Origin of the sequence: Paludibacterium sp. B53371, from assembly GCF_018802765.1 — a bacterium.
Classification (GTDB): Bacteria; Pseudomonadota; Gammaproteobacteria; order Burkholderiales; family Chromobacteriaceae; genus Paludibacterium.
In genome coordinates this window covers 1,334,473-1,352,973 of sequence record NZ_CP069163.1, presented here as the reverse complement: position 1 = coordinate 1,352,973, position 18,501 = coordinate 1,334,473, and the positions used below count along the sequence as shown (strand labels likewise).

Here is an 18,501-nt window from a genome sequence, read left to right as displayed (position 1 = left end):
GCGATCCTTCAGGTTACAGGTCTGCCGACAGGGTGACGGCAATGGCACGCGGGGCGCCAAGGTTGTAATACACGCCATCGCTGGACTGCGACTTGACGCCGGAGCTGAGCGAGGGCACACGGTAGCTGGTATTGAACACATTGCTCAGATTCAGCTTGATGGTCGGGTTCTTGACCAGGCCGACGCTGTTGAAGCGGTAGCCCGCATCAAAGTCCACCGTGGTGTATTCCGGCACTGCCTCATCATTGACCAGCGTGGCGTATTGCTTGCCGGTGTGCTTGATATTGGTCCGGGCGAAGAACGGGCCTTGTGCATACTGCAGCGACAGGGCCGCCATCCAGTTCGGTGTCATCGGGAAATACTTGCCCGAGGTCGGCAGGGTGCCGCCCTGCGCCGGAATATTGCTCAGAATCCGGCTGCGGTTCAGCGTCAGCGAGGTGTAGGCACTCCAGCCATTGACCGGCGCAGAACCCAGCTCCATCTCGGCCCCCCAGACATGCACATCCCCGGCATTGATATAGGTGCTCTTGCCGGTCACCGGATCGGTGGAGTTGGCCATGCGATTGCGGAAATCGACGTTGAACAGCGAGCCGCTGAAGGTCAGCAGGCTACCCTGGTAGCGATACCCCAGATCGGTGTTGATGGAGGTTTCCGGGGCAATATTGCCGTTCAGCGTCACTTTCCCGCCCACCAGCTGGACATAGCTGTTGCTGGGGGCATAGGCAAAGTTCGGCGGCGCCTTGAAGTTTTTCGCCACATTCATGAACACCTGCTGCGATGGTGTCAGGTTGTAGCGGAACCCCAGACTCGGCAGAACATCGCTATAGGTCTGCGTGATGTTGTAATTGGTCTGGTTAACCTGGGCATTCGGCGCAGTGGAATAGTAGTCATCGGCATGATGCGTGAAGTCGCGTTTGACGGTCGGTGCACGTACCCCCGCATTGATATTCAGATCATCCTTCAGCAGGCTGATCGAATCCTGGGCGAAGAACTGATAGGCGGTACTGATGGTATCCCAGTCACGCAGCTGCGCCAGCGAGCCATCGGCACGGGTCACCAGCGAACCGTTCAGCCAGGAACTGACGGGCGTACCGTCATTGTTGACCAGCGACATCGGCGAGGTCTGGCGATGCTCCGCACGCTCGTACCACACCCCGCCCAGCAATTGATGCATGCCCCATGTCTTGGACAAGGACAGGGTGATCCCCGGGCGATTGGTCTTGGTCACCGACTCGCTGAAAATCAGCACCTTGTCCAGGGTATCGGTGTCGACACCGCTGCCGCCGTTGAGGTTGACCGTGCCGGTCAGAGTGCCCGTCGCCGCGTTGTAGAAGCGGTTTTCGTTCTGGATCTTGGCCCCCGTGCCACCGGCGCCGTAGCCATACCAATAGTAGGGCTGAACCTTCAGCGTGGTCGTGTCATCCAGCTTGAACACGCCATTGGCCGAGAAAATGACATTCTCGAAGGGATTGATCGACTGTTTGTAATAGGCAGGGCTCTGAGCCGTCTCGACCTGGGCCCCCGGGCCGGGGTTGGTGTGCGCCGCGCCGGGCTGGAAGCTGGCGGCATAGTCGGCGTTATAACCGTTCTGCTGCAGCTCAGAGAGCTTCGGCTGGTAAAGGTTGTAGTTGAACATGCGATTGTAGAGCAGCGAGGCGTCGATATAGCTGCCCGGCGACAGATCGTAACGCCCGCCCATATCCACGTGATCACGGGTGGCATCACCCTCACCCTTCCACTTGTCGACTTGGGAGTGCGACATCGACAGATAGGCATGTGCCTTGCCGTCGGCAAAGTCACCACTGTCGACACGGCCATAGGTACGGCTCAGGGCATTGCTGCCGAGCGTCTGCGCCAGGCGGAAACGACGCTGCTTCTCCGGCGAGCAGGTATTGAACCCCAGGTTGCCACCGGTGGCGCCGACATGCGGCGCATCGGTATCGGTCGAACCCTGGGTGACAAAGGCATCACAGAGGTTCTCGTTATCCATGTATTCGGACGGATACACCGCAAAGCTGCCCGAGTCATTGACCGGCACACCATTGACGGTCACGCCGATCTGGTCGGAGTTGAAGCCACGCATGGTCAGCGCGCCACCGAACATGCCGGTGCTGTCGAAACTGGAGGCATTCACCCCGGCCAGCATGTTGATATTTTGATACAGGTTGCCGGTCGGGCTGGACTTCTCGATCGACGAACGGCTGACATTGCTGCGCGCCTTGACGCCATCATCCTGCTGGAGATAGCCCGCTCCCAGCTTGTCCCCTTCGCCGGTGATGGTGACCGTCCCCAGTTCCGACGTATTGTCGGCATGCGCCAGCGGGCTGGCCAGCGCAGCAAGTACGGCCAGCACAACGGGCCGCAAATTAGTCTGTTTCATTGGATTATGTCTCTGCACAAATCAAGCGGTGGATCAGTTGGTTGGCGGCTCGTACTTGAGCCGGGTACAAAACACATGGCTGGTATCGCCACTGAAGGTCCCTTCCGGAAAGGCCGGATAGGAAATCGTGTTGAGCAGACGCTGCGCTGCCTTGTCCAGCGAGGCAAAACCGGATCCCTGCTGAACGGACACATTGCGTACCCCCCCGTCACGCCCCAGTTCGACACAGGCGTGCACGGTGCCCTCGGGCTTCTCGATGGCCACTTCACGCCCAGTCGGATAGCTCTTCTGCCGCTCGATATAGGCACGCACCTTGGCTTCGAACTCACGATCGGCGCTGACATTGGCTTTGGGGGCCGGCTCGGCCGCCCGCACCGGACTCGGTACCGGGCTCGGTGTGGTCACAGTGCGGCTGGGTGCCGCGGGCACGGCACTGGGTTGCGGGATCGGGCTGGGTGCAGGCTGCGGCTTGCTGACCGCCTGCCGCAGCACAGGCTGTGGCTGGGCAACGGGCGCAGGTGCCTGAGCTTGCGGCATCGGCGGCGCAGGTTGTGGCTCGGGCGGCGCAGGCTGCAGCTCAATGGCAATCGCCTGCTTTTCCTGATGGAAATGCGGCAGCGGTGCCAGATGCGCCAGGCCATACAGGCCCGCCATGACCAGGGCCGCAACCAGGGCGGCCAGCGCCTCACGGCGCTGGTCGGCCGCGCTGTCGTAGACCAGCTGGCTGCTCATGACTTTTTCTTTGCTGCGATGGAAATCTGGCTGACACCGCTGTCACGCACCAGGTCCATGACATCGACCATCTGCTGCACACGGGCGGCGTCATCGCTCTTGAGGACCACGGACAGGGACTGACCCGGCTGCTGCAGGGCCTTCAGTCCGGCGGACAGGGCCCCCGGCGCAATATCCTTGCCATTGAGCTGTACTGCGCCCGTGGCGGAGACGGTGACGACAGCAGGCTTGATGGCCGTGGACTGGGCGGCATTGCGCGAAGAAGGCAACTGGGTCGTCAGGCCGGTCGACGGAATGACATTCAGGCTGATCAGGACGAAAAAGACCAGCAGGAACATCATGACATCGATCATGGGAATGATTTCGATCCGCGCCTTTTTGCGCGGCTCTTCATCGAGGAAGTACATGCACTTTCACCTCAAACAATATTGGCTCGAGGCGAAGATACATGCCGCAACTTACACTTATGAGAAATATATATTAATAAGGCATTTCCATTCACAATGAATGTCCGAATGGAAAAATACCCGCCGCCAGGGCCGCGCGCCCAGGTACATCCTGACAGCACCGCGCATCAGATCACTGATTATTCATGGCTTTTCCCAGAAAGCCCTCCCCCGCAAACAACCGGCACGCCAGCGTCATGAGCACACACAAACTCATTACTTTGTTAATTTTTCTAGAAACCGTCATCTTTAATTCATTTCAATAAGCGGGCATTTCCAAATTTTCAATGACATTGTCACTGTTGTGGCAAAAAAAAAACGCGCACCGAAGTGCGCGTTTCCGCGGACCAAAAAACTCAGGCCAACATGTGATTGCTCAACTCCCGCATGCCGGCAGACAACATCGCCAGATCCAGCGTCTCGAAGGCCTGCAGTTCGGCAAACATCTGCTGGCAGATCTCCACGTGCTGAGCCCGCTTGGCCAGCCACTGCCCGGCAAAGGCCTGATTGTCTCCGGCATCGGCCAGTGCCTGGCTGGTCAGGGAACGCTGCATGCGATACAGATCATCGCGCAAGGCCGAGCGTGCCAGCGACTGCCAGCGGTTATCACGCGGCAGGCCGGTAATGGCATCACGCAGCCAGTCGAGCTGAAGATCGGCCGCCAGTCGATAGTAATTGCGTGCCACCACCTCCGGGCTCACCTTGGCCGTTTCTGCCAGCTCGAGGATATCCATCAGCGACACGGCGAACTCGAGCCGAGCCAGCACCCGCGCCAGATCCTGCGGCACATTCGGCAGGTTCAGTCGCGCCTCCCAGTCTGCCACCACCGGATACTGCATGGAGCCGATCAAGTCGGGCAGCAGGGCAAGCAGAGCACCGACCTTGTCGGCATAGCGGGCCACCTGTTTTTCGACCGAGCCGACCGGGCGCAGATTGCGCAGCACCCAGCGCGTCACCCGCTCGACCAGCGTGCGCACCAGCACCATCATCGTCATCTGACGATCGGCCGGCACACGGTTATCCAGCGACTCGATACGCTGCCACAGCGACTCGGCATCGAAGACCCGACTGGCAATCCACCAGGCACGGGCGATTTCGGCTGCAGAGAACGGTGACTCTTCCTGCAGACGGAACACGAAGGTGGTCCCCATGCGGTTGACGATCTGGTTGGCCAATTGATTGGCAATGATCTCGCGCTTGAGGTGATGACGCTCCATCTGGGTGCGGAATTTCTTCTGCAGCGCCTTGGGGAAGTAATTCACCAGAACCGGCAGAAAGTCAGGATCATCCGGCAGATCACTGGCCAGCAAGGCCTGATCCAGCGAGATCTTGCTATAGGCCAGCAACACACCAACCTCCGGCATGGTCAGCCCCTGACGGGCCAGACGGCGCTCGTTGATCTGGGTGTCGTTCGGCAGGAACTCCAGCTCGCGATTGAGCTCACCGGTTTTTTCCAGATGGTGGATCAGGCGGGCGTGGGTCGACAGCATCGAGGCCGCTTCCTGACGCTTAATGGCCAGCAGCTCGGTCTGCAGATAGTTGTTGCGCAGCACCAGCTCGCCGACCTCCTCGGTCATCTCGGCCAGCAACGCATTGCGCTGTTTGAGCGTCATGTCACCGGCCTGCATGACAGCGCCCAGCAGAATCTTGATGTTCACCTCATGGTCCGAGCAGTCCACCCCGGCCGAGTTGTCGATGGCATCCGAGCAATTGAGCCCGCCCTTCAGGGCAAACTCGATCCGCCCCTTCTGGGTGCAGCCCAGATTACCGCCCTCCGCCAGCACCTTGACCTTGAGGTCGCAGGCGTTGACGCGCAGGCCGTCGTTGGCGCGGTCATGCGCATCGGCATGGCTTTCACTGCTCGCCTTGAAGTAAGTACCAATGCCGCCGTTATAGAGCAGATCGGCCTCTGCCGTCAGGATGGCGCGGATCAGCTCGTTGGGCGCCAGATGCTCCTCCTCCACCCCCAGCCAGGCACGCACCTCCGGCGACAGCGGGATGGACTTGGCCGAGCGCTCGAACACGCCGCCTCCCCTGGAAATCAGCTTGGCATCGTAATCGGCCCAGCTGGAACGCGGCAGATCAAACAGACGCTGCCGCTCGGCAAAGCTCTTGGCGGCGTCCGGATTGGGGTCGAGGAAAATATGCAGGTGGTTGAATGCCGCCTTGAGCCGGATATGCTTCGACAGCAGCATGCCGTTGCCGAAGACGTCACCCGCCATGTCACCGATCCCGATGACGGTAAAGTCCTGCTCCTGAGTATTCAGGCCGAGATGGCGGAAATGTCGCTTGACCGACTCCCAGGCCCCCCGCGCGGTAATGCCCATCTTCTTGTGGTCATAACCGGCCGAGCCGCCGGAAGCAAAGGCATCGCCCAGCCAGAAGCCATAGGCCTGGGACACACTGTTGGCAATGTCCGAGAAGGTGGCCGTGCCCTTGTCGGCGGCGACCACCAGATAGGGATCATCTTCATCCAGACGTCGTACCGAAGGCGGCGGCACGATGGCGCCATTGACCAGATTGTCTGTCAGATCCAGCAACGCCGAAATGAAGATGCGGTAGCAGGCAATGCCCTCGGCCATCCAGGCCTCGCGGTCGGAAGGCGGGGGAAGCTGCTTGCAGACGAAACCGCCCTTCGAGCCCATCGGCACAATCACCGAGTTCTTCACCTGCTGCGCCTTGACCAGCCCCAGCACCTCGGTGCGGAAGTCTTCCATGCGGTCCGACCAGCGCAGACCGCCACGTGCGACGCGCGAACCACGCAGGTGTACGCCTTCTACGCGCGGACTGTAGACCCAGATCTCGAACATCGGACGGGGTTGCGGCAGGAAAGCGATGGCACCGGACTGCAGCTTGAACGAGATATAGGACTTGGGCTGCCCCTCGCTGTCGAGCTGCCAGAAATTGGTCCGGCGCGTCGCCAGCACCACGGTCAGCAGACCATTGAGAATACGATCCTCATCCAGGTTGGCCACCAGGTCCAGGCGCTCGTGCAGGCGCTCCTCCAGCTCGGCGGCACGCTTGAGATCGGCATGCTGCGGGTCGAGACGGGCGGCAAACAGCTGCACCAGCTCACGGCTGATCTCCGGATAATTGGTGACACACTGCTCGATATAGGCCTGGCTGAAGGTCAGACCAGCCTGACGCAGATACTTGGCCAGCGCGCGTACCAGCGAAATTTCGCGCCAGTTGAGCCCGGCCACCAGGGTCAGACGATTGAAACCGTCGTTTTCGCAGCGACGGGCAAACACCTGGCTGAGCAATTCCTGAAAATCCTGCTGCACCTCTTCACGCAGCAGTTGCTCAAAAGCCCCGCCCAGATCGAGGCCGAAGTCACTGATCCAGACCGTGGTGCCATCGGCGCGGCGCACGCCATAGGGGTGCTCGTCACGCACGCGCACGCCCATGTTTTCCAGAATCGGCAGGCTGGCGGACAGCCCCAACGCCTCTCCGTAGCTGAACAGCTTGAGGTTGAAATCTTCGGCATTGCGATGGAAAGGCCGGTACAGCTTCATGGCCAGAGGCTGTTCCGCGGAAACGCCTTCCAGGTACTGGATATCCAGCACCGCATTGCGCACGGCAAACTCTTCGCGGTACGACAGGGGGAAGGCCTGCTTGTAGCCATTGAACAGGCGATTGCCCTCTTCCTCGCCATGCGCCTCGATCAGTTGCTGATGCAGCTCCTCAGTCCAGCCTCTTACCAGGCGCTCGATTTCGGCCTCGATCTCGGCCTCGCGGAAAGCCGGCAAATGCGCGGCATTGGTACGGATGATGTAATGCACCCGCGCCAGCATGGCATCACCGATCTGCACACTGAATTCGGTCGAATTGCCGTGGAAGGCATTGAGCAGCACCCGCTCGATCTTCAGACGCACTTCCGTGCTGAAGCTGTCGCGCGGCACATAGACCAGGCAGCTGACGTAGCGATGGTAGCGATCGGTTCGCACGAACAGGCGCACCCGCGGCCGCTCCTGCAGATTGACGATGCCCTCGGCAATCGGCGCCAGGGTCTCGGCCGGAATTTCGAACAGCTCGTCTCGCGGATAGCTTTCCAGCACGAAATTCAGCGTCTTGGCCTTGTAGCTGTTCTCAACGTAATCGCAATTGCGGATCACAGCCTCGACCTTCTGCCGCAGGATGGGGATGTTCTTCGGCGACACCTGGTAGGCACGCGCGGTATACAGCCCCAGGAAACGCCGCTCGCCGATCACCGCCCCCTTGCTGTCAAAGCGCTTGATGCCGATGAAGTCGACATAGGCCGAGCGGTGGATGATGGAGCGGGTCTGGGACTTGTTGAGAATGATCAGCTGCGGCAAATGTGCCAGCTCGCGCAACTCCTGCGGCAATTGCTCGAAACTGGCGGAATACTCTTTGTCCCCCTGATCCTGCAGGATACCGAGCCCGCTGCCCTTGACGATCTTCAGGCTGTCCTTGCCGCCGCGCTTGACCAGGTCATAGTCGCAGTACCCCATGAACAGGAAGTGATTGTCGGCCGTCCACTGCAGGAATTCGATGGCTTCGCGCGCCTCGGAGGCCCGGGCGCCCTTGATTTTGGCCAGGTCCTTGCCGATTTCTGCCAGCGCGGCGCGCATTTTCGGCTCGTCGCTGACCACCAGGCGAATATCGGCAATGACCCGGTACAGCTCATCCTGCAAGGCCTGCATCACCGCATGGTCGCTCACGCGGTCGATCTGCACATGAATATAGGACTCACGCAGGGCATCGCCCTCGCCGGTGCGCTGCACTTCCTGCAGGCTGCCCGCCTGATCGCGGCGTACGGCCAGCACGGGGTGAACCAGCAGGTGCAGGTTCAGATTGTTGCGGGCGAGAAACAGTGCCAGCGAATCAATCAGGAACGGCATGTCATCCGTCACCATCTCGATGACCGAGTGCGTGGACTGCCAGCCATCCCGCTCGAATTCCGGGTTATAGATGCGGATCTTGTGCTGGCCGACCGCCCGCTTGCGGGCGAAATCGTGATGTGCCATCGCGGCGCCGAACAGATCCAGCGAAGAAAAACGACTCAGGTCGCCATGCTCGGCGCCTTCGAAATAGACCGGGAAAAAGGAGACATGCCGGTCGGCTTCTTTGGCCGACAACTTGCTTTTGGCCACGGACTGAATATCCGCAATCAGACTTGCCAATTCGGTTTTATTGGTCAGGGACATAGGTTTCTCTTGTTGTTAGCACTCTGATGCCCGAAACGATGCGACGGCTCTCTGCCGGAGTCCTGTCGTCACCGCAGGTGGAAAGGGAGGCATCACCTGAACTGTCGTTTGTCACCAGACCAATATAGCTGCTGCTGCATCAGAAAAAACACACAACCATGCAGAAACATTCGTCTGGAAAAAACAGCAGTTGCCCTGCGCATTTAATACCTTTTCCTAAGGGTGGAGCAAGCTGATAAACTGTCGGCATCCTGCAATAGCTGCCAGGCGGCGCTCCAGGGCTCATGAACATGCGATGGAAAGTCTTGTGGCTCATCACCCTGAGCCTGCCCACCCTGCTCCATGCAGAAACCTTGCGTTTCGGCATGGATCTCAATTACCCGCCTTTCTCATGGCAGGACAGCGATGGCCAGCCACAGGGCTTTGATGCCGACATGGCACGCGCCATTTGCCGCGACCTGCAGACGGACTGCCGCATCGTGCCACAGGACTGGGATGGCCTGACCAAGGCGCTCTATCTCGGCAAATTCGATGCCATTCTGTCGTCGATGCAGATCACGCCGGAACGGCGTCAGTCCCTCAGCTTCAGCCGCCGCTACTATCACATTGCCAGCCGCATCATTACGCGCGCGGGCAGCAAGGTGTCGCAGCACAGCTTCCAGGGCCAGGCCATCGGGGTGCTGCGCGGATCCACCCAGGCCGCCTTCGCCCAGGACTACTGGGGCAAGGCCGGTGCACGCATCACCGCCTATGACAAGATTACGGCGGCCTTCAATGATCTGGTGCGCGGCAAACTGGCGGCCGTCTTCGTCGACAATGTGGTCGGCGAACAGTCTTTCCTCTCGACCGCGCAAGGGCGCGGCTTTGCCTTTGCCGGGCCGCAGTATGATGATCCGCGCTACTTTGGCGAGGGGGCCGGTATCGCGGTGCGCAAGGGCGATGTCCCGCTGCAGCAGCGTCTGAATCAGGCCATCACCGATCTGCGCGCCAGCGGCGAATACCAGCGGATTGCCAGCAAATACTTTCACTTTGACATTTACGGCAACGAGCGCTGACGCGGCGGTACTAATCTTGCTCGTAAAGTGTCAAATGATCGTACAATACACATCTAGCGTTATTAATGCGGCATACCAGCTTTTTGTCATTGAGACAGCGGGCCGTTTACTTACTTACGGAAGATATGGGTCTCCAACCGCAAGCAGTTAAACCACTCAGATATGGCATGCTTCTGCTGCCACATGCCTCGATGGCTGACTTTGCCATGGCCTGCGAAGTCCTGACGCGTGCCAATCAATTGGCAGAGAAGAAGATCTACGAGTTTCTGACCTTGTCACTGGACGGCACGCCGGTGGCCCTGAGCAACGGACTGCAATACGCCGTCGATCTGCCGCTTGGCTACAGCCCGCGCCTGGATGGCCTGCTGATCTTCGGCGGCGACATCTCCAGCGATGTCAACGTTGACGAGCTCTCGCGCGGCATTCACGCCCAGAACCTGGAAAAGATGCAACTGGCCGGCATCGGTTGCGCCAGTTACTGGCTGGCCCGCGCCGGCATGCTGAACCAGCAGCGTGCCACGATTCACTGGCAGGAAGTGAATCAGTTCACCGAAGACTTCCCCGAGGTCGTGGTCTCGTCCAACCTCTACGAAGCAGACGGCGCGGTCATGACCTGCGCGGGCGGGGTAGCCACCATGGATTTCACCCTGTCGCTGATCGAAGCCCAGCAAGGCCACGAGTTTGGCTCTCGCCTGTCTGAAGTCTTCATCATGGAGCGCACCCGGCCAGGGAACGAGCGTCAGCGCATCCCGCTGGCCACCCGCATCGGCGGCAGCCAGCCCAAGCTGACCGAGGCGGTTAGCCTGATGGAAGCGAATATCGAAGAGCCGCTGTCCACCGATGACATCGCCTATTACGTCGGGGTATCACGCCGACAGCTCGAGCGGCTGTTCAAACAGTACCTCAGCACCGTCCCGTCCAAGTACTATCTGGAATTGCGGCTGAATCGTGCGCGGCAATTGTTGCAGCAGACCTCCAAGTCCATCGTTCAGATCAGCCTGGCCTGCGGCTTCTCCAGCGGCCCGCACTTCTCCAGCACTTATCGCAACCATTTCGGCATCACGCCGCGTGAAGAGCGCGCCCAGCGCACTCAGCCGCAAGCCCAGTCCTGACGCCGCGGCGGGAAGCGACACACCACAAAGCCCGGATCATCGATCCGGGCTTTTGCTTATCGCGCCTCCTGCGGCACCACAAAGCAAAAAGCCCAGACCTGAAGGTCTGGGCTTTGCATGGGGAGTCTGGCAGTGTCCTACTTTCACACGGCGAATGCCGCACTATCATCGGCGCTAAGGCGTTTCACGGTCCTGTTCGGGATGGGAAGGCGTGGGACCACCTCGCTATGGCCGCCAGACATAAACTGTCTACAAACTGCAGAAGCCGTTTGGTTTGAATTCGTATGTATCGGGCACAAAGCCCATCAAATGATAGGATCAAGCCTCACGAGCCATTAGTATCGGTTAGCTTCACGCCTCACAGCGCTTCCACACCCGACCTATCAACGTCCTGGTCTCGAACGACTCTTCAGGAGGGTCTAGCCCTCAGGGAAGTCTCATCTTCAGGCGAGTTTCCCGCTTAGATGCTTTCAGCGGTTATCTCTTCCGAACTTAGCTACCCGGCGATGCCACTGGCGTGACAACCGGTACACCAGAGGTTCGTCCACTCCGGTCCTCTCGTACTAGGAGCAGCCCCCGTCAAACTTCCAACGCCCACTGCAGATAGGGACCAAACTGTCTCACGACGTTTTGAACCCAGCTCGCGTACCACTTTAAATGGCGAACAGCCATACCCTTGGGACCGGCTACAGCCCCAGGATGTGATGAGCCGACATCGAGGTGCCAAACTCCGCCGTCGATGTGAACTCTTGGGCGGAATCAGCCTGTTATCCCCGGAGTACCTTTTATCCGTTGAGCGATGGCCCTTCCATTCAGAACCACCGGATCACTATGTCCTGCTTTCGCACCTGCTCGACTTGTCGGTCTCGCAGTTAAGCCACCTTTTGCCATTGCACTATCAGCACGATTTCCGACCGTACCTAGGTGACCTTCGAACTCCTCCGTTACACTTTGGGAGGAGACCGCCCCAGTCAAACTGCCTACCATGCACTGTCCCCGATCCGGATCACGGACCTAGGTTAGAACCTCAAACACACCAGGGTGGTATTTCAAGGACGGCTCCACGCAAACTAGCGTTCACGCTTCATAGCCTCCCACCTATCCTACACAAGTCTGTTCAAAGTCCCATGCAAAGCTACAGTAAAGGTTCACGGGGTCTTTCCGTCTAGCAGCGGGTAGATTGCATCTTCACAAACATTTCAACTTCGCTGAGTCTCAGGAGGAGACAGTGTGGCCATCGTTACGCCATTCGTGCGGGTCGGAACTTACCCGACAAGGAATTTCGCTACCTTAGGACCGTTATAGTTACGGCCGCCGTTTACCGGGGCTTCGATCAAGAGCTTGCACCCCATCACTTAACCTTCCGGCACCGGGCAGGCGTCACACCGTATACGTCCACTTTCGTGTTGGCACAGTGCTGTGTTTTTGATAAACAGTCGCAGCCACCGATTCTCTGCGACCTCTCAAAGCTTCGGACGCGAAGTCCTACACCCTAAGAGGCATACCTTCTCCCGAAGTTACGGTATCAATTTGCCGAGTTCCTTCTCCTGAGTTCTCTCAAGCACCTTAGAATTTTCTTCCTGCCCACCTGTGTCGGTTTGCGGTACGGTTCTCATACAGCTGAAGCTTAGAGGCTTTTCCTGGAAGCAGGGTATCAGTCACTTCAGGTCCGTAGACCCTCGTTATCACTTCTCGGCGTTAACGAACACGTGGATTTGCCTGCGTGTCCCGCCTACCAGCTTGAACCAACTATTCCAACAGTTGGCTGACCTAACCTTCTCCGTCCCCCCATCGCACTGTATGAAAGTACTGGAATGTTAACCAGTTTCCCATCGACTACGCATTTCTGCCTCGCCTTAGGGGCCGACTCACCCTACGCCGATGAACGTTGCGTAGGAAACCTTGGGCTTTCGGTGAGCGGGCTTTTCACCCGCTTTATCGCTACTCATGTCAGCATTCGCACTTCTGATATCTCCAGCATGCCTTTCGACACACCTTCACAGACCTACAGAACGCTCCCCTACCACTTGCACTCGCGTGCAAATCCGCAGCTTCGGTTATCAGTTTGAGCCCCGTTACATCTTCCGCGCAGGACGACTCGACCAGTGAGCTATTACGCTTTCTTTAAATGATGGCTGCTTCTAAGCCAACATCCTGGCTGTCTGGGCCTTCCCACTTCGTTTACCACTTAACTGATCATTTGGGACCTTAGCTGGCGGTCTGGGTTGTTTCCCTCTTGACGATGGACGTTAGCACCCACCGTCTGTCTCCCATGCTCGCACTTTCCGGTATTCAGAGTTTGCCATGGGTTGGTAAGTCGCAATGACCCCCTAGCCATAACAGTGCTTTACCCCCGGAAGTGATACATGAGGCACTACCTAAATAGTTTTCGGGGAGAACCAGCTATCTCCGAGTTTGTTTAGCCTTTCACCCCTATCCACAGCTCATCCCCTAATTTTGCAACATTAGTGGGTTCGGACCTCCAGTGCGTGTTACCGCACCTTCATCCTGGCCATGGATAGATCACTCGGTTTCGGGTCTACGCCCAGCAACTGAAGCGCCCTATTCGGACTCGCTTTCGCTACGCCTCCCCTATTCGGTTAAGCTCGCTACTGAACGTAAGTCGCTGACCCATTATACAAAAGGTACGCAGTCACCCCTTGCGAGGCTCCCACTGTTTGTATGCATCCGGTTTCAGGTTCTATTTCACTCCCCTCCCGGGGTTCTTTTCGCCTTTCCCTCACGGTACTGGTTCACTATCGGTCGATCATGAGTATTTAGCCTTGGAGGATGGTCCCCCCATCTTCAGACAGGATTTCTCGTGTCCCGCCCTACTTGTCGTACGCTCAGTGCCACCATTCAGTTTTCGTGTACGGGGCTATCACCCACTATGGCGAGCCTTTCCAGACTCTTCCACTAACTCAACGGCTAAAACGTACAGGCTCTTCCATTTTCGCTCACCACTACTCACGGAATCTCGGTTGATTTCTTTTCCTGCGGGTACTTAGATGTTTCAGTTCTCCGCGTTCGCTCTACCCACCCTATGTGTTCAGGTGGGAGTGACCCCTAAGGGCCGGGTTTCCCCATTCGGACATCGCGGGATCAAAGCTCTATTGCCAGCTCCCCCGCGCTTTTCGCAGGCTTACACGTCCTTCATCGCCTATGATCGCCAAGGCATCCACCAGATGCACTTACTCGCTTGACCCTATCATTTCAAGGGCCTTGCGCACTCGCCTTGCCGATACCTCTACCGGCAAAACGTCGATACATACAATTACCCAAAGTTGAATCCAAACGAGGATGAAACCATCCTGGCTCAGAATCAATTTTGTATTCGGCTTCTTCAGTTTGTTAAAGATCAATGCGTTTGAAACGCTAATCACAAGACCCCTCAGGCCCTCTGATTACCATTCCACTCGCTGAACAACCGATAGGCTGTGAGTACCAGGATCGACTTTCTCTAGAAAGGAGGTGATCCAGCCGCAGGTTCCCCTACGGCTACCTTGTTACGACTTCACCCCAGTCATGAAGCATACCGTGGTAAGCGGCCTCCTTGCGGTTAGCCTACCCACTTCTGGTATCCCCCACTCCCATGGTGTGACGGGCGGTGTGTACAAGACCCGGGAACGTATTCACCGCAGCATGCTGATCTGCGATTACTAGCGATTCCGACTTCACGCACTCGAGTTGCAGAGTGCGATCCGGACTACGATCGGTTTTTTGAGATTGGCTCCACCTCGCGGCTTCGCGACCCTCTGTACCGACCATTGTATGACGTGTGAAGCCCTGCTCATAAGGGCCATGAGGACTTGACGTCATCCCCACCTTCCTCCGGTTTGTCACCGGCAGTCTCATTAGAGTGCCCAACTTAATGATGGCAACTAATGACAAGGGTTGCGCTCGTTGCGGGACTTAACCCAACATCTCACGACACGAGCTGACGACAGCCATGCAGCACCTGTGTTACCGCTCCCTTTCGGGCACACCCAAATCTCTTCGGGCTTCGGTACATGTCAAGAGCAGGTAAGGTTTTTCGCGTTGCATCGAATTAATCCACATCATCCACCGCTTGTGCGGGTCCCCGTCAATTCCTTTGAGTTTTAACCTTGCGGCCGTACTCCCCAGGCGGTCAACTTCTCGCGTTAGCTACGCTACCAAGGATTCAAACCCCCAACAGCTAGTTGACATCGTTTAGGGCGTGGACTACCAGGGTATCTAATCCTGTTTGCTCCCCACGCTTTCGTGCATGAGCGTCAGTGTCATCCCAGGGGGCTGCCTTCGCCATCGGTATTCCTCCACATCTCTACGCATTTCACTGCTACACGTGGAATTCTACCCCCCTCTGACGCACTCTAGCCTTGCAGTCTCCAATGCCGTTCCCAGGTTGAGCCCGGGGCTTTCACATCAGACTTGCAAAACCGCCTGCGCACGCTTTACGCCCAGTAATTCCGATTAACGCTTGCACCCTACGTATTACCGCGGCTGCTGGCACGTAGTTAGCCGGTGCTTATTCTTCAGGTACTCTCATCCCCGCTCATTATTCACAAGCAGGATTTGCTCCCTGACAAAAGTCCTTTACAACCCGAAGGCCTTCTTCAGACACGCGGCATGGCTGGATCAGGGTTGCCCCCATTGTCCAAAATTCCCCACTGCTGCCTCCCGTAGGAGTCTGGGCCGTGTCTCAGTCCCAGTGTGGCGGATCATCCTCTCAGACCCGCTACTGATCGTCGCCTTGGTGGGCCTTTACCCCACCAACTAGCTAATCAGACGTCGGCCGCTCGAATAACGCGAGGCCCGAAGGTCCCCCGCTTTCCTCCTCAGAGCGTATGCGGTATTAGCACAACTTTCGCTGCGTTATCCCCCATTACTCGGCACGTTCCGACGCATTACTCACCCGTTCGCCACTCGCCACCAGGAGCAAGCTCCCGTGCTGCCGTTCGACTTGCATGTGTAAAGCATGCCGCCAGCGTTCAATCTGAGCCAGGATCAAACTCTTCAGTTCAATCTCTATGCTTTTCGTACTATCTGGCACGCAAGGACTTCAAAAGAACCCCGTAAGGTTTTTTTCTGTCTCTTGCAGTGCAAGTGTCGGTCTCTCCCGGCACTCACACCTATCGGTTGTTCGTTTTGTTAAAGAGCGGTGCTGCGTTGTTGCTGCAGCGAGGAGGCGAACTATACAGAGACGGGAAACACAGGTCAAGTCCTTTCCCGCATTATTTTCAGAATCCGCCTCTGTACAGTCGCGTGAATGCTATTTCTTCAGACGTGCAAACGCAGCCGCCATGGCGGTATCACCCGCGGCCGCGGCGGACGGCGCCTGGCGCGACCGGGCCTTCGGCTCTGCCGTACTGCGCCCAGCGCTGCGGCCGGCACCGGCCGGATCATCCAGACGCATGGTCAGGGCGATGCGCTTGCGCGGCACATCCACCTCCAGCACCTTCACCTTGACCACATCGCCGGCCTTGACCACCGTGCGCGGGTCCTCAACGTAGCGCGACGACAGCGCCGAGATATGCACCAGCCCGTCCTGATGGACACCGATATCCACAAAAGCACCGAAATTGGTGACGTTGGTCACCACGCCTTCCAGCAGCATGCCCGGCAGCAGATCGGACAGAGACTCCACGCCGTCCTGGAAGGTGGCAGTGCGGAACTCAGGACGCGGATCGCGCCCCGGCTTGTCCAGCTCCTTCAGAATATCCACCACCGTCGGCAGACCGAAACGCTCGTCCACATAGTCCATCGGCCGGACGGAACGCAGGAAGGCGCTGTCGCCAATCAGGCCACGCACCTCACGCCCGCAGCGCGCGACGATTTTCTCGACCACCGGATAAGCCTCCGGGTGAACGGCAGAGCGATCCAGCGGATTATCGCCATCCATGACGCGCAGGAAGCCGGCGGCCTGTTCAAAGGTCTTGTCTCCCAGGCGGGGCACCTTGCGCAACTCGCTGCGCGAACGGAAGGCACCGTACTGGTTGCGATAGGCGACGATATTGCCGGCCAGCGTCTGGTTCAGACCGGACACGCGGGTCAGCAGCGGCACCGAAGCGGTGTTCACATCCACGCCGACGGCGTTGACGCAGTCTTCCACCACACCATCCAGCGAACGCGCCAGCTGGCCCTGATGGACGTCGTGCTGATACTGCCCCACCCCGATCGACTTCGGATCAATCTTGACCAGCTCGGCCAGCGGATCCTGCAGACGACGGGCAATCGACACCGCGCCACGCAGACTGACGTCAAGATCCGGAAATTCGTTGGCTGCCAGCTCGGAGGCGGAATACACCGACGCCCCCGCCTCGGAGACCATCACCCGGGTAAGGCCCAGTTGCGGATGCAGGCGAATCAGGTCCTGCGCCAGCTTGTCGGTTTCCCGGCTGGCGGTACCGTTGCCGATGGCAACCAGCTCGGCCCGGTGTCGCTGTGCCAGCTGTGCCAGCGTGGCAACGGAACGATCCCAGTCATTGCGCGGCGCATGCGGATAAATTGTCGCGGTCTCGAGCAACTTGCCGGTATCGTCGACCACGGCAACCTTCACACCGGTGCGCAAACCGGGGTCCAGCCCGATGGTGGTCCGCCGTCCTGCCGGCGCCGCCAGCAACAGATCGCGCAGATTGCCGGCAAACACCCTGATGGCCTCCGACTCGGCCGCTTCCTTGACACGTGCCATCAGCTCAAGCTCCAGCGACAGCAACACTCTGGCACGCCAGCAGAGCCGCACCGAATCCAGCAGCCACTTGTCGGCAGGGCGCCCCTTGTCGGCGATGCCGAAATGCTCAGCCATCTGGCGTTCGTAGGCACTGCGCTCGGTCAGCGGCACATCGTCCGGCTGATATTTGAGCGCCAACTGCAGAACGCCCTCATTGCGACCGCGCAGCAGCGCCAGGGCGCGATGCGAGGGCATGGCATGCAAGGCTTCGCGGTGATTGAAGTAATCCGAGAACTTGGCGCCCTCGCTCTCCTTGCCGGGCACCACCACGGCCGCCAGTTCCCCCTCACGCCATAGCTTTTCACGCAGGAAGCCCAGCAGGCCGGCATCCTCGGCGAAGGTTTCAATCAGAATGGCGCGCGCACCGTCCAGCGCCGCCTTGCCATCTGCCACGCCCCGGGCGTCATCGACATAGGACTGCGCCACCTCTTCCGGCACCAGACCGGGGTCGGACAGCAAAGCGTCGGCCAGCGGCTGCAGCCCGGCCTCGCGCGCTATCTGCGCCTTGGTTCGCCGTTTCGGCTTGTAGGGCAGATACAAATCTTCCAGTGTGGTCTTGTTGTCGGCAGCCAGAATGGCCTGCTGCAGCGCGGGGGTGAGCTTTTCCTGCTCGCTGATCGAGCGCAGGATGGCCTCGCGCCGCTCATCCAGTTCGCGCAGATAGGTCAGCCGCTCGTCGAGCTTGCGCAACTGGGTATCATCAAGCCCGCCGGTCACTTCCTTGCGGTAACGGGCAATAAACGGCACGGTGGCCCCGCCGTCGAGCAGCTCGACCGTAGCGGCCACCTGTTGTTCACGAACCTGCAGTTCAGCCGCGATCCGGCTGGCGATACTTGGCAACATCGGCAATATCTTGTGTTTGACGGGAAGGCGTTACTGTAGCCGGTTCCGGCACAAAA

The 18,501-nt window shown here is 58.7% G+C and carries 7 protein-coding genes and 3 rRNA genes; 2 read left to right on the top strand and 8 right to left on the bottom strand.

Features of this window, described 5'->3' with window-relative positions; genetic code table 11:
• Nucleotides 1-13: 13 nt before the first annotated feature.
• The 4 genes from JNO51_RS06420 to JNO51_RS06405 form a co-directional block, all read right to left on the bottom strand.
• On the bottom strand, nt 14-2,380 hold the full coding sequence (locus JNO51_RS06420; RefSeq protein ID WP_215782184.1) for a TonB-dependent receptor: 2,367 nt from the start codon (nt 2,378-2,380) through the stop codon (nt 14-16).
• A 33-nt stretch (nt 2,381-2,413) separates the two neighbouring features.
• Nucleotides 2,414-3,112, bottom strand: a complete 699-nt coding sequence (locus JNO51_RS06415; protein WP_215782183.1) for an energy transducer TonB — start codon at nt 3,110-3,112, stop codon at nt 2,414-2,416.
• Nucleotides 3,109-3,519: a biopolymer transporter ExbD gene (locus JNO51_RS06410; protein ID WP_215782182.1), complete on the bottom strand. Its 411-nt coding sequence runs from the start codon at nt 3,517-3,519 to the stop codon at nt 3,109-3,111. Before JNO51_RS06410 ends, JNO51_RS06415 begins: the two co-directional genes overlap by 4 nt.
• Before the next feature lie 395 nt (nt 3,520-3,914).
• Nucleotides 3,915-8,726: an NAD-glutamate dehydrogenase gene (locus JNO51_RS06405; protein WP_215782181.1), complete on the bottom strand. Its 4,812-nt coding sequence runs from the start codon at nt 8,724-8,726 to the stop codon at nt 3,915-3,917.
• 290 nt (nt 8,727-9,016) lie between these two features.
• Between JNO51_RS06405 and JNO51_RS06400 the strand changes: the two genes are divergently transcribed.
• Both JNO51_RS06400 and JNO51_RS06395 read left to right on the top strand, forming a co-directional pair.
• Nucleotides 9,017-9,781, top strand: a complete 765-nt coding sequence (locus tag JNO51_RS06400; protein ID WP_252346205.1) for a transporter substrate-binding domain-containing protein — start codon at nt 9,017-9,019, stop codon at nt 9,779-9,781.
• Between the two features lie 167 nt (nt 9,782-9,948).
• The gene (locus JNO51_RS06395) at nt 9,949-10,893 is read left to right on the top strand and encodes a GlxA family transcriptional regulator (RefSeq protein ID WP_252346204.1); all 945 of its coding nucleotides are present in this window, start codon (nt 9,949-9,951) and stop codon (nt 10,891-10,893) included.
• Between the two features lie 124 nt (nt 10,894-11,017).
• Here the strand turns inward: JNO51_RS06395 and rrf are convergent.
• The 4 genes from rrf to JNO51_RS06375 all read right to left on the bottom strand — a co-directional run bounded on the left by rrf (nt 11,018) and on the right by JNO51_RS06375 (nt 18,445).
• A 5S ribosomal RNA gene (gene rrf, locus JNO51_RS06390) occupies nt 11,018-11,132 on the bottom strand.
• A 75-nt stretch (nt 11,133-11,207) separates the two neighbouring features.
• A 23S ribosomal RNA gene (locus tag JNO51_RS06385) occupies nt 11,208-14,098 on the bottom strand.
• Between the two features lie 259 nt (nt 14,099-14,357).
• Nucleotides 14,358-15,895: ribosomal RNA gene (locus tag JNO51_RS06380) — 16S ribosomal RNA — on the bottom strand.
• Together the 16S, 23S and 5S rRNA genes form the textbook arrangement of a ribosomal RNA operon.
• A gap of 249 nt (nt 15,896-16,144) precedes the next feature.
• The gene (locus JNO51_RS06375; protein ID WP_215782178.1) at nt 16,145-18,445 is read right to left on the bottom strand and encodes a Tex family protein; all 2,301 of its coding nucleotides are present in this window, start codon (nt 18,443-18,445) and stop codon (nt 16,145-16,147) included.
• Nucleotides 18,446-18,501 lie beyond the last annotated feature (56 nt).